General features: G+C 66.1%; 14 protein-coding genes, 1 tRNA gene and 1 pseudogene. 5 read left to right on the forward strand and 11 right to left on the reverse strand.

The features are described from left to right. Window positions 1-246 precede the first annotated feature (246 nt). Together ACXIZN_RS24515 and ACXIZN_RS24520 are read left to right on the forward strand one after the other, a co-directional pair. Window positions 247-319 (forward strand) — tRNA-Ala (locus tag ACXIZN_RS24515). Between the two features lie 367 nt (window positions 320-686). Continuing rightward, a complete protein-coding gene (locus ACXIZN_RS24520) occupies window positions 687-1,058 on the forward strand; it encodes a hypothetical protein (protein ID WP_457957082.1) in 372 nt (123 codons plus the stop codon). Between the two features lie 153 nt (window positions 1,059-1,211). On the opposite strand, the pseudogene ACXIZN_RS24525 reads toward ACXIZN_RS24520, so the two are convergent. From ACXIZN_RS24525 to ACXIZN_RS24535, 3 genes and pseudogenes are all read right to left on the reverse strand, one after another. Beyond that, window positions 1,212-2,075: pseudogene (locus tag ACXIZN_RS24525) on the reverse strand (recombinase family protein); the annotation flags it as partial. Beyond that, entirely contained in the window at window positions 2,072-2,695 is a 624-nt protein-coding gene (locus ACXIZN_RS24530) for a recombinase family protein (RefSeq protein ID WP_457957083.1), read from the reverse strand. The pseudogene ACXIZN_RS24525 and the gene ACXIZN_RS24530, both read right to left, overlap by 4 nt. Then, entirely contained in the window at window positions 2,692-2,826 is a 135-nt protein-coding gene (locus ACXIZN_RS24535; RefSeq protein WP_457957084.1) for a hypothetical protein, read from the reverse strand. Before ACXIZN_RS24535 ends, ACXIZN_RS24530 begins: the two co-directional genes overlap by 4 nt. A gap of 767 nt (window positions 2,827-3,593) precedes the next feature. Between ACXIZN_RS24535 and ACXIZN_RS24540 the strand changes: the two genes are divergently transcribed. Further along, window positions 3,594-3,896: a helix-turn-helix domain-containing protein gene (locus tag ACXIZN_RS24540; protein ID WP_457957085.1), complete on the forward strand. Its 303-nt coding sequence runs from the start codon at window positions 3,594-3,596 to the stop codon at window positions 3,894-3,896. 29 nt (window positions 3,897-3,925) lie between these two features. Here the strand turns inward: ACXIZN_RS24540 and ACXIZN_RS24545 are convergent, their stop codons facing one another. Genes ACXIZN_RS24545 through ACXIZN_RS24565 form a run of 5 tightly spaced genes read right to left on the reverse strand, consistent with a single transcriptional unit; the run spans window position 3,926 to window position 7,901 of the window. After that, entirely contained in the window at window positions 3,926-4,714 is a 789-nt protein-coding gene (locus tag ACXIZN_RS24545) for a deazapurine DNA modification protein DpdA family protein (protein ID WP_457957086.1), read from the reverse strand. Then, the gene (locus tag ACXIZN_RS24550) at window positions 4,711-5,232 is read right to left on the reverse strand and encodes a VUT family protein (protein WP_457957087.1); all 522 of its coding nucleotides are present in this window, start codon (window positions 5,230-5,232) and stop codon (window positions 4,711-4,713) included. The genes ACXIZN_RS24545 and ACXIZN_RS24550 overlap by 4 nt, the downstream gene beginning before the upstream one ends. Further along, entirely contained in the window at window positions 5,229-6,011 is a 783-nt protein-coding gene (locus ACXIZN_RS24555; RefSeq protein ID WP_457957088.1) for a recombinase family protein, read from the reverse strand. The genes ACXIZN_RS24550 and ACXIZN_RS24555 overlap by 4 nt, the downstream gene beginning before the upstream one ends. Next, window positions 6,008-6,934: a DNA methyltransferase gene (locus ACXIZN_RS24560; protein ID WP_457957089.1), complete on the reverse strand. Its 927-nt coding sequence runs from the start codon at window positions 6,932-6,934 to the stop codon at window positions 6,008-6,010. The genes ACXIZN_RS24555 and ACXIZN_RS24560 overlap by 4 nt, the downstream gene beginning before the upstream one ends. Then, window positions 6,927-7,901 (reverse strand): hypothetical protein, encoded by a 975-nt coding sequence (locus ACXIZN_RS24565; protein ID WP_457957090.1) that lies wholly within the window; start codon window positions 7,899-7,901, stop codon window positions 6,927-6,929. The genes ACXIZN_RS24560 and ACXIZN_RS24565 overlap by 8 nt, the downstream gene beginning before the upstream one ends. 666 nt (window positions 7,902-8,567) lie before the next feature. Here ACXIZN_RS24565 and ACXIZN_RS24570 point away from each other — a divergent pair. Beyond that, window positions 8,568-9,410: a hypothetical protein gene (locus ACXIZN_RS24570; RefSeq protein WP_457957091.1), complete on the forward strand. Its 843-nt coding sequence runs from the start codon at window positions 8,568-8,570 to the stop codon at window positions 9,408-9,410. Continuing rightward, window positions 9,401-9,841: a pilin gene (locus ACXIZN_RS24575; protein WP_457957092.1), complete on the forward strand. Its 441-nt coding sequence runs from the start codon at window positions 9,401-9,403 to the stop codon at window positions 9,839-9,841. Before ACXIZN_RS24570 ends, ACXIZN_RS24575 begins: the two co-directional genes overlap by 10 nt. On the opposite strand, the gene ACXIZN_RS24580 is transcribed toward ACXIZN_RS24575, so the two are convergent. The 3 genes from ACXIZN_RS24580 to ACXIZN_RS24590 form a co-directional block, all read right to left on the reverse strand. Beyond that, window positions 9,778-10,380 carry a hypothetical protein gene (locus ACXIZN_RS24580; RefSeq protein ID WP_457957093.1) on the reverse strand — a complete coding sequence of 201 codons (603 nt, stop codon included), beginning with the start codon at window positions 10,378-10,380 and terminating at the stop codon, window positions 9,778-9,780. The two genes, ACXIZN_RS24575 and ACXIZN_RS24580, sit on opposite strands and share 64 nt — an antisense overlap. 190 nt (window positions 10,381-10,570) lie before the next feature. Continuing rightward, window positions 10,571-10,828, reverse strand: coding sequence for a hypothetical protein (locus ACXIZN_RS24585; protein ID WP_457957094.1), 258 nt, complete (start codon window positions 10,826-10,828; stop codon window positions 10,571-10,573). Between the two features lie 65 nt (window positions 10,829-10,893). Beyond that, on the reverse strand, window positions 10,894-11,127 hold the full coding sequence (locus ACXIZN_RS24590; protein ID WP_457957095.1) for a hypothetical protein: 234 nt from the start codon (window positions 11,125-11,127) through the stop codon (window positions 10,894-10,896). Window positions 11,128-11,198: the final 71 nt, after the last annotated feature.

Consider the following 11,198-nt stretch of genomic DNA (forward strand, 5'->3'; position numbering starts at 1 on the left):
GGCAGGGCGAGCTGAGGCGGAGCCCAGTGGAGACGCGGCGTAGCGGGCGGGGACCTCGGCGTCACGATGGTCGAAAACGTAACGGCGGTCACACGCCGAGTCAATACACGTCTAAAAATAAGGCTCAAAGATGCTGGTCAGCGCGGTTTACGGCAACCAAGGGTGCATAGAGTGACCCCCGCGTGAACGGCACTGACGGGCGGTGTAATGTATGGACACACGAGATGCGGAGAACAAAGCCGCTCCGGGGCTATGGCGCAGCTGGTAGCGCACCTCACTGGCAGTGAGGGGGTCAGGGGTTCGAGTCCCCTTAGCTCCACCCTAGGGTCACTATTAGAACCCTTGCCCGCGTGAACGCCCTTGAGTAAGAGGGCGACACCGGAAGCTGAATGGCCACTCGCTGAGCGGGTGGCCTTTTTGCTGTCCACTCGTCGTGGCAAGGCGCTTCGAGGTGCCGGGACGTGTTCACGCTGGAGGGCGTGAAGCTGACCAAAGGGCTCGTGCAGGTCGTGATCGGTGACCTGGTCGTCCTCGATGTAGAGGCCATGGAAGATGGCTTGATTGAGTAGGCGCCGTTGCTGGTCGTTGCAGCGTCGGTAGAGCTCTTCGGGCGATTCCAGGAACTTGAGCGCAGCTCGGATGAGCCGAGCGCTGTCGGTTAGGTCGGCGCTGGTCGTCTCGAGCCGTTGCGTGAGACGTCGCCGTTCGGTTTCGATGTCGCGGAGCTTGGCCTTCACCTTGGTTTGCGGCAGGGTGCCGTCGGCGGCGAGGTCGATCAAGTTCTCCTCCTTCGTGTCGAGCTCCCGCAGCTGACCGGAAAGCTGCTTGTGCAGCAGACGCGCGGAGGCTTCCTGCTCGTTGATGACGGTGTCGATGTGCGCGCCGACCTCCGCGATGTATTCCGGGCGGAACCGCACGCTGGCGTAGTGGCGCTCGATCGCCTCCTCGACCTGGTAGACGTGGACATGCGCGCCAGGGCAAAGGCTCTCGCGCTTGTTCCGGCAGAAGAAGTACAGGTACTCGTACCCGTGGCGATTTACGGTGCGCTGGATCGCTAGCCGCTGAGTCCGACCGGCCCGGCGGCAGAAGCCGCAGAACACCGAGCCTTTGAGGTAGTGGTGGTGAACACGACGGCGTTCCTGCGCCGTTGTCCTCGACTCAAGGATTTCCTGGACTTTCTCGAAGAGCTCCTCGTCGTCGATCAGCCGCTGATGCCGGCCGCGGATCTCCTCCCCCTTGTAGTCGACGTAGCCGAGGTAGTAGCGATCGCGCAGCATCTGCGAGAGCTTGTTGATCGACACCTTCTTCGCCGGGTGCCTGTTGGTGGCACGCGTGCGAAGTCCGCGGTCATACAGTTCATCAGCCAAGTCATCCAGGGAGTAGTCGCCCGTGGCGTAGAGCTCGAAGGCCAGCTTGACCATCGGCGCTCGCTCGGGGTCGACGATGATCGTGCGGATCACCCGTCCCTCGGAGTGGTCGATGTAGTTGAGATAGCCGAGCTTGGCGCGACCGAGGGTGCCGCCGCTGCGGGCTTTCTGCCCCATCTTGTAGGCGATATCGGCACCGGATTGGCGAGATTGGTACTCGTTGAACGTCGCCAGGATGCCGTGCATCAGCTGGCCGACCGGGGTGTCGTCGATGGCCTCAGTGGCTGACACCAGGGTCACGCCGCGCTTGCGGAGGTCGGCCATGACGATCGCGTCGTCGTAGCGATTCCGCGCCATGCGCGACAGCTGGTAAATGATGATGACGTCGACGTCGCCCTTGCTGCGGACTCGCGCGAGCATGCGCTGGAACGCCTCTCGCTTGGTCATCTCCAGGGCCGACCGACCGGGCTCGACGTACTCGTCGACGACCGTAACGCCCAGTTCTCTCGCCTTGCGCTGGCATGCCTCACGTTGAGCCGGGATGGAGATGCCCTCGACGTTGTAGTCGGTTTTCACTTGCCCGGACGAGGACACTCGCAGATAGATCACCGCGCGCGTGCCGGGCTCGAGGCGTTGGGACGGCCGCTGGGAGCAGTGCGCGACGTCTATCTGCAGTTCGTCATTCGAATCGGCGTAGGCGCTGGTCATGGCATCTCGCTGTGAGTCGCCCTGGAGGGGGACAGCGTTCGTCGACGCGACTTGTCGCCGGATTGCTGCTCGTGACGACGGCGGTCGCGACGGTCCGCGAGCGCGCCCGTTTGCTCAATCTCGGCAACGGCGCTTACTACGCGTACAAGGAAGAGGCCGTGCGGAGTTTCGGTATCAAAGGCGGGGTCAGCCACCGAGACGACCCGCACACCTCGGGACGTCAACTCCGCGAGCAGGAAGGCGAGGTGTCGAGTTACGCGGGACAGGTTGTACATGTGGCCAACGACGAGCACATCGATGGCGCCGGATCGGACTGCCGTCAGCATGCGCTGCAGACCTGGACGCCTCAACGTGCCGCCTGATCCGTCGTCGCTGCTGCGGAGGACCACGCGCCAACCAGGCTGAGAGGCAACATAGGACCGCAGGAGATCATTTTCGGTGAGCGTGGGCCATCGCTGGTAAAGGCCAACGCGCACGACACGTCGAGCCCGCGAGTTCGCGACCGGCGCACGAGTACTGGGATCATGATCGACTGGCGGCATTGCTGAGCTTTCCTTTCGGGGCTTGACGAGCGAGTCGTCCGCGGGGTTCGTTTGAGTGAGCGGAACTTGCGGCGTCATGCCGCGTCGCGGAGTTGATCGCGATGGTCGGCGTCCGAGGTGTCCGGCTCGACTGACGGTGGTTGCTCGCCAGATTCGGCCGCCAAGATGTCCGCCGCGAGGCTGGCGACCACCCGCGCGAGCTTGCGCATGTCGGGCGGATCGCGGCGAACACCGCGCACCACCAAGTTGCGTCCAGTCCTGCCCGCGCCTCCACGTCGTTGGGACTGCTCGACCGGAGCAGGGACGTCGGTGTGGTTGTCATTTGACTGATCGGAGTTGCGAGGTTGAGCGCACATGAGCGCCCCCTTCGTGCCCGCGACGCCCGCAGGTGACGGAGCTTCACGGGACTGCTGGTCGGCGACAGGAACCGTCGACACAGCGGGCTCTCCCAGCCGTCGACACCTGCAGTCGCCGGTTCGCGCAAAGCGGATTTCGCGGTGACGCGGGCACGCACCATGACGTGCGTTGAATGAGCTGGGATCGCCGAAGCTGCCACGGCCAGCGGACCTCTACTCCCCGAGTACGGCTTCGCGGGGCCGGCGCTCGTGGCCGTGCTGGACTCTTGCCGTTCGACAGGATCGTGTCCCTTGCCGAACTGGTGCCGGGTCACCTCGTTGGCGCGAGATGGACGGTCGATGCGAGTCCAGATGAGTGCAACCGGCGCGGACCGCGAGCCTCGATACGTCGCCATGGCGATGAACATGATGGATGCCGAGGCACCTCCCCTGTATCGAGCCGAACATGGGCTTGCCATCTAACTAAGGTAACACCTGAATTAACCTGGCAGCACGTTAGTTAAGCAAGTACTGCCTGTTACTAGTGAGTGTCTACTGAACACGCCGAGCGTGCGGCGGTCGACTTCCGTCACCATCGGGGACACTGAGCGTCGGTTGGCGACGGCGCGAAGCGCCCCGAAGTGACGAACGCGGGACGGCAACAGGTGCAGATTGAGTGGCGGCTGCGGAAGGTCATGGCCTCCCGCGACATCTGGACCGCGACCGAATTGCGCCAACTCCTCATCCGGCGTGCCGGGTTCGAGCTGTCCCTCCAGTCCGTTGACGTGCTGATCAAGAAGCAGCCGGTCCAGGTGAAGATGGCGACCTTGCAGGCGTTGTGCACAACGCTGCGGTGCACGCCCAACGAGCTGTTCGGCATCGAATCGCCACGTGAGGTCTCGCTCGTCGAACCGGAAGATGCGGAGTCGCGCGGCGAGCGTTGAGCTCGCAGGAGCCGCTGCCGTGATGGTGTTCACGTGACCCTCGCCAATTGCTCTGGGAAAGCCCCGACCGCGGACAGTCTTGCCGAGCTAAGCGTGGATTGGATCCGTCCATACCAGCTCAGCGCGAAGCGCAGGCAGTTCGATTCGGTGCGGTGGCTCGGGCCGCATCCAGGGACGTAGCGGCCGCGTCTACTCCAGGACATCGAGTCCGAACTGGAAAGAGCCTCGGCGTACCGGTTGAGACCGGTGATCTTGATTCCGAAGCCGTGCAGACTTAGGTCGCGCCCTGCAAAGGCGCGCATGATGCGCTCCACGTCAGCGCTGCTCTGGCGCCGGCACACCGTGCCTACCCCGACGAGCGGCTCGGCTGCCAGATCGATCCCGGACCGGTCGTAAAGGTCAGCACACCTTTTGTAGTCCGACAGGGTCCAGCCTTGCAGCGTCGGCACCCAGGCGAGCTCGGGCGCGAGTTCCCGCAGGCGGACGAGGTTGCGCACGGTACGCCGTTGATGCTCGCGGACCGTGAGACCAGTGCTCTTGAGGATGCTCTGCTCACACATCCAGTCCTGCGGTGCAGCCCAGGAGAGGTTGCCAATCTCGTCGGCGTAACGGCGGACCGCCCGGACGTAGTCCTTCTCGTTGGTCTCCCAGCGACCGTGGAGCTGCAGTTCAGTGAAGCCACCGGAGTCAAGAGCCCACTCGGTGATCGCCCTGGGCAACGTGCGGCGGTGGCCAAGTCGCCGGTGCGATACCAGCAGCGGAATGTCCGGCACACGGGTGAGCCAGATGGGTTGATGGACGCCCAGGTAGAACTTCACGCTGGCACCGCCCTCCGGCGAGCGCGGACGCCTACGAGCAGAGCGACCGCGACGACGGTGGCGGCCGTCTTCCCTACGAGTTGGCCGGGAAGGTAAATCAGTGAGCCAAACGCCAGTGGCAGGAACAGCAGACTGTCGACGGACAACCCGACAGCGTTCGAAAAGCCCACCGCTGCGATGCGACTCCGGCGGCGCAGCGACGTGTAGGCGACGAGGTCAACCAGTTCGGAGACAGCGAACGCCGCCACACTGGCCAGCGCGATGCGCGGCTCCGCGACCAGCCCGGACAACACCATGCCGACCGCGATCGCGATCAGCGTTGTCCGGGTACCAACCGCCTCCTGGAGGAGATCGCGCACCGTGAACGCGAGCCCGGCGAAGAACGCACCGGCAGGAATCTGCAGACCCGCGACGGCGACTGCTGGCCAGATGGTGAAGGCCTGATTCGCCCCGGCGACCGCCGCCGCGTAACCGGCGAACAGGACCGCAGTGGCAAGAGTCCACTGGTAGGTGTTCATGCCGCACTCGGTGGAGTGTCGGCCGGGTTCACTGAGCCGGGAAAGGGCTCAGCAGGGTCGGGCTGAGCGCGGCGGAAGGTGCGCTCGTCGACCAGCCGCTCGTGCGCGTTCGGTGCCGACGTGACCCACCGGTCCACGGGCACCGGGCGGCCGGCGACGGTGCGAGCCCAGACTTGGCGTCCGGTGTACTTGACGTTGGTGACGATCCGCCGCACGGCCTTGGCAGTCCATCGCCCGTTGGGCACCGGAGCTGGGTACTGGCCCGGGTCGCGGTTGAGCCGCGCGGCGATGACGGCGAACTTCAGGCCGTAGTCGGCACGCCAGATGAAGATCTGCTTGACGACCGCGGCGGTCTGCCAGTCCGGGACGAGAACCGCCCGCAGTCTGCTGTGGCCGCTCGGGTCGGTGACGCGGATGCGTAGGGATCGGTAGCCATACGGCGGCGACCCGATCTGGTAGCCGGCGCGGACGAGTTCGACCATCGCCTGGCGAGCCCGACGAGTCGTTTCGGCATGGTGCGCCGTGAGTGCAGCCCACTCGATGCGGTTGCCGCGAGCGTCGACCGGTTCGCCGTCACCAGCCCCGGATTCTGCATCCACAACTGAGACGCTCGAACGATCTACCCACAGGTTTGTCCACAGCCGAGACCACCGCGATGGACAGGTTTCGGCCACCGGCGTGCCAGTGCAGTGATGGCGGTTGGCGGCGCGGAACGCGGCGCGCTTACGGCGGAACTTGGGGTGCCAACCGCACTCGCGGCAGTACAGGCGGGTGGTCATGCCGCTCGCCTCCAGCCCGAGCACTCGACGTCTTTGAAGGCGGGCTCGATGACCGCGTCCTCAGCCGTCCAAGGGATGCCGGCCACCGCGGCCGCGGTGAGCTCGGCGTCGTGTGCGCGTTGGAAAACGAGCACCTCGTGGTGTGCGGCGAGGGCGGTCGGCGTACCGACGGCGCATGCTCGGGCGGCGGCGCGGCGTTCGGTGAGCGAGGCGCGCGTGACCAGTCGGGTGCCGCGCAGTCCGGCGGTCAGCGCGATGCACCGGTCGATCGGTGCGAGGCCGGCGACCGTCGCCGCGGACAGCAGCGGGGTGGTCAAGTCGATCAGCGAACCGGTTGGCTGCCGAAGAGGGCGTGTCACGATCGCGAGGTGTCCACCGGAGCGCAGCAGCGGCTCGCAGTAGGCGAACGTCGTAGCGAGCTCGGTGATGGCCGAGTCGGGGTCGCGGTCCGAACCCGGTGTGCGGTCGGATGCGGTGCGCAGGGCGGTCAGGATGAGTCCGACTCGACCGACCAGGCCTGCAGCGCGGGTCCTGGCGAGCACCTTCGGATGTGCGTCGAGGACCGATCCGTCGTGCCAGGCGCCTGCCGCCTTCGTGGCGGTGATGTTGGCGCGCGCGAGCGTCCACCATCGGCGACGGGAAGTCAGACCGAGCGTGTGCCGACCGGCTCGCAGCGCCTCGGTCAGCACGGTTCCTGCCCCGCAGTCTGGGTCCACAACAAGGTCTCCGGCCCGGGTGTAGATCGCGATCGCATAGGCGGCGACGGCGGGCGGGACCCGGTCGATGTCGGCGTCGGTTCCGGGCACGCAGCCGCTGTCGCGCAGCTGCACCGAAGGTTCGCGCTGCCCGGTCGGCCAGACCGACAACGGCGGAACCGGGGGCTCCTCCCCTTGCGACAACGGCAACGCAGGAAGGTCAGCCATCGGAGGTCACCTCGCCGTCGCTCCTGCGGCTCAGTGCGGACCGGTTCGTAAACACCAGGAGGTCTTCGTGCACCTGGAGGTGCCGGAAGGAGGTCGTCAACCGTTCCGACTGGGCCTGGGAACGAGCACGCACGGCCGAAGTCGTCACGGCGAGCGTGCCGTCGCGGACGGGCACGCGCAACAGCGCGATGCGATCGAGATAGCGCAGTCCGGCGTGGTGCGCGGTGCGCACGAGCTCACCAGCCGGGTCGGCGAGCTGGCCACTGGAGCGGTCACCATGAGTGACAACGGCGAGGGTGCCGTTCGAGGTCAGCAGGCCGGCCCAGCCGGCCGGGCGGAACCAGTCGAGCGTGCGCGGATCAGCTGCGGTGATGATCAGGTCGTAGCGGTCCGGACCGTGGCCAGTCGTGGCTGAGTCCGATACCGGAAGGCGGTCTGCCGACGGTCCGGCTGGGCCGCCCGCAAACGGACTCCTAGCGTGCAGTCGGGGTCCGGACTCCGACCCGTCGACGGTGCGTTCGCCGACAGGGCAGGGATGTGCGACGGCGATATGGGTCTGGACGCCGCGGCCGAGTCGGACCACGGCCCAGCCGGCTTCGTGTAGACCCTCGTACGGCACGGGCCGGGGCCGATTGCGAACCATCGTCGCCGGCCGCGACGCGGGTGGCGCGAGGTACGAGGCGGGCTCGAGCAGCAGCACGCGCTGGCCGGGCTGGGTGTAGTTGGTGACGATCTTGATGACCGCGGTCAGCAGCCAGTTGGCGAGCAGGCCAGTGCCCTCGCGCAGGTCGTCTTGAGCACACGCCCAGACGGTGCTCGGTCGGGCAGTGCGGGAGTGACCTAGCGCCCGGTGCGGAGTGCGCAGGCGCGGTGTTCGCCGTGGCTGTGGCAGCGGGATCGGGATGGTCGGGGTGTCAAGCTCCTGGGAGTCGTCTCCTGGGGAGCCACTGCCATGTGCCGGGGTCATCGCGGACCTCCTCCGACGGATGGTGCCGTGTGTTCTGACACCCCTTAACTCCGTTTTTCGGCCCTGTTTTGGACACACTGAACCAACTTTCGTTGAACCCGGATTAGCCCGGCCTTGAGGCAACGGAAACTGCTCACCCAGTTCCGACCAAGGATAGACGATGACACAAGCCTGCAATGTCAGAACAAGTTCCGCGAACCGTGTCCCAGTCGGCTCCCAACCAAACCTTTCAAGATCGTGTTGCGCTGATTTGTAGCGAGCTCTCAGACCGTGCCCGCTCGGGCGCCAGCCGATACCAACGCCGTACTAGCATGCGACTATAAGCCCAGCTCAGTGACTACTACAGCTGATCACTACTTGACCACCGACATGTGACGTAGTCGATCTTGCCCGTCGGGCTTACACACGGCGAAATAGTAGCCATGGAGCACTTTGCTAGCTGAAGGCTAGTAATAGCCTGGTATTTCACTGGTATCGGTCATGGCTTCCTGACGTCGTTGTTGTTCACATCGACGCCGTGGGAGTAAAGACATGGCAGTACAATCTGTTTTCCATCGCGGTTTCGAAGATGCTGTTCCGAACTCGTTGGATATCGCGCGGGACACCTTTACCTGGCTGGTGACCGGGCCTCATCCGGTGTCGCTGAATGGCCGGCTCTTCCCAGGGTTGCCCGATCGGCGCATTCCGCTGGACGAGGTCCGCGACCATCTGTTGGCGCGCCGGTGCCCGCAGTCCACACGGGACTCGGTGTGGGCGCATTTGGTGCTGCGCTCCCGTATTGAAGGAGCGACCTGGACGGTCGCCGCGGTCGGAGTCGCCCTGCCCGCGCTGACCTCCGTCGCGGCCACCTTGACCAACCGGTTCGCCGGCGATCCGGCCGACATTCACGCCGAAGTTCTGCGCGGCTTCCTGACCGCGTTGTCGACCATCGACCTGCGTCCGCCGCGGATCATGCTGCGGTTGCGATGGGAGGCGTACCGGTCCGGCTATCAGGCACTGGAGGAAGCGCTCGCGGGTCCGACTCCAGTAGCGCCGGGTTTTCGATCGACCCCGCCGCACGCGCCGTGGGGTCACCCGGATCTAGTGCTCGCCCGCGCGGTAGCGGACGGAGTCCTGACCCAGACCGAGGCCGCGTTGATCGGCACGACCCGGTTGGAAGAGGTGCCGGTCGCGGACTGGGCGGCGCAGCACCAGCTCGGCGAGTGGGCGGTCTATAAGGCGCGCAAACGGGCCGAGCTCCGGCTCGCCGAGTACCTGCGCGCCAGCGCAGCCGAGACCGATCCGACTGACTCGCTGACCGACCAGGTGGCCACCGCGGTCGCCCTCGCGCGACCGGTCACGCCCGCCCGCGACCTTCCGCGGTCGTCACTGCCTGTGTCCACGCCGGAGGTCGAGTCGGCGCAGAAAATTCAGGATCGCGTGTCCAAAACGGACGCGAAATCCGGAGTTCAGGGCTGCGGGACACACCCGCGCTCAGCCCGACTTCCGGAGGTGCCCCAATGCGCCTGATCGATCGGTTCCTCCCCGCCGTAGGCGGGCCGCGTAGTGCTCCCCTCGACAACGATCCCCAGCCTGTCGCGCCGGGCAATCGGACTCCGACGCGACCGCGGCGTTGGGCGCACATGGCCCTGACCGTCGAGCTGGCAGTCCTCGCGCTGCTGGTGTCGTCGTCCCCGGCGCACGCCGACACCGTGGTGCTCGCCATCGCCGGGTCGGTAACCGACGTCCTGAACAACATCCGGAACTGGATCATGGGCATCCTGGCCGGCTTAGCCACGGTGTTCCTGTCCATCGGTGGCGTCCGGTACGTGATGGGAAGCGGCGACCCCGGCGAGATCGAGAAGGCCAAAACCGCATTCAAGTCGGCGGGTTGGGGCTACGGCCTGGCGGCGCTCGCACCGCTCGTCGTGGAGATCCTCAAAGGCATCGTGGGGGCCTGACTGATGTCCGCCAGCACCCCGCCCACCGTTCGCCCGTACCGACAGCCCGGTCCGATCGCGCCCGCCGCCGCGGATCGAGTGATGCTCTCGCCGATCTCCGACGTCGGCGCTGACCGGCCAGCGACCGGCCGGCCGCCGCGTTGGGGCGCGGGCTGGTTGCTGGCGCTGACCATCGTCGTGTTCCTGACCGGTGTCCTCACGATCAGCGCATCGGCGCAGCCGCCCACACCGAATCCCGGCCCGCCGACCCCCACGCCAACGCAGCCCACGTCTCCGATGCCGTCCACTCCAAGCCGGCCGGCGACGACTCCGAGCACGCCATGCACCGGCGAGGACTGCATCCCCCAGCCGAGCGCACCCCCCTCGAGAAGCACCGGCCCGCAACAGCCCGGAAGCGGCAACGATGACAGTGACTCGGACTGCGGGATCACCGATATCGGAGCCTGCATCACCGAGGCCATCAACTCGGCGTTCAGCAGCGTCGTCGACGCCGCGCTCTCGCCGATCCTGGAACTGATCGGGCACACCGCGCTGTCCACGCCGACAATCAGCGACCTCCCCGGCATCGGTGACCTGTGGAACAACTCGTGGGAGATCGTGGTCGCTGCCTACGGCCTGCTCATCCTCCTTGGCGGCATCATCGTGATGGGACACGAGAGCGTCCAGGCGCGCTACTCGATCAAGGAAATCGGGCCGCGAATCCCGATCGCCTTCCTGGCCTCGGCCCTGTCATTGTTCTTCGCCGACAAGCTCATCCGACTGGCCAACGGCCTGACCCTGGGAATCATGGGGGATGGGGTGAACGCGCCCTCGCTGGGCAACACCCTCAAGGACGCTGTCGCCGGGGTGAAGAACGGCGGGCTCTTCCTCATCCTGGTCGCTCTGGTGCTCGTCGTCGTGGGTCTCGGCCTGCTGGTCGTCTATGTGGTCCGGATCGTCGTCACGCTGGTTCTGATCATCTCGGGCCCCTTGTTCCTGATGTGTCATGCACTGCCTCACACCGATCCCCTGGCTCGCTGGTGGTGGAAGGCGCTCACCGCGACGCTGGGAATTCAGGTCGCGCAGGCCCTGGTGCTGATCACCGCGGTGCGGACAATCCTGTCCGGCGGCGTGAATCTGTTCGGTTCGACGCTGTCCGCGCTCGGCACACTGGTCGCCGCGATCGCGTTGTTCTTCATCTTGTTCAAGATCCCGTTCTGGTTGCTGAAGGCGGTCAAGGTCGGCTCTGGCCGTTCCCTCCTCGGCGGCCTGGTTCGCGCGTACATCGCGGCGAAGACCTTCGGCATGGTCGCTGGCAAGGCCGGGGCGTTCGGTAAGGCCGGCGCCGCCGTGGGCGCGAAGTCCGGCCGAGGAGGTG

The sequence above is a fragment of the Amycolatopsis sp. TRM77291 genome, assembly GCF_054166285.1.

Excerpts from the sequence above, each read along its gene's own strand:
- ACXIZN_RS24530 (WP_457957083.1), bottom strand. The coding sequence starts at position 2,695 with ATGACGCCGCAAGTTCCGCTCACTCAAACGAACCCCGCGGACGACTCG.
- ACXIZN_RS24535 (WP_457957084.1), bottom strand. The coding sequence starts at position 2,826 with ATGCGCAAGCTCGCGCGGGTGGTCGCCAGCCTCGCGGCGGACATCTTG.
- ACXIZN_RS24560 (WP_457957089.1), bottom strand. The coding sequence starts at position 6,934 with ATGGCTGACCTTCCTGCGTTGCCGTTGTCGCAAGGGGAGGAGCCCCCG.
- ACXIZN_RS24565 (WP_457957090.1), bottom strand. The coding sequence starts at position 7,901 with ATGACCCCGGCACATGGCAGTGGCTCCCCAGGAGACGACTCCCAGGAG.
- ACXIZN_RS24575 (WP_457957092.1), top strand. The coding sequence starts at position 9,401 with ATGCGCCTGATCGATCGGTTCCTCCCCGCCGTAGGCGGGCCGCGTAGT.
- ACXIZN_RS24590 (WP_457957095.1), bottom strand. The coding sequence starts at position 11,127 with ATGCCGAAGGTCTTCGCCGCGATGTACGCGCGAACCAGGCCGCCGAGG.
- ACXIZN_RS24550 (WP_457957087.1), bottom strand. The coding sequence starts at position 5,232 with ATGAACACCTACCAGTGGACTCTTGCCACTGCGGTCCTGTTCGCCGGT.
- ACXIZN_RS24585 (WP_457957094.1), bottom strand. The coding sequence starts at position 10,828 with ATGACACATCAGGAACAAGGGGCCCGAGATGATCAGAACCAGCGTGAC.
- ACXIZN_RS24555 (WP_457957088.1), bottom strand. The coding sequence starts at position 6,011 with ATGACCACCCGCCTGTACTGCCGCGAGTGCGGTTGGCACCCCAAGTTC.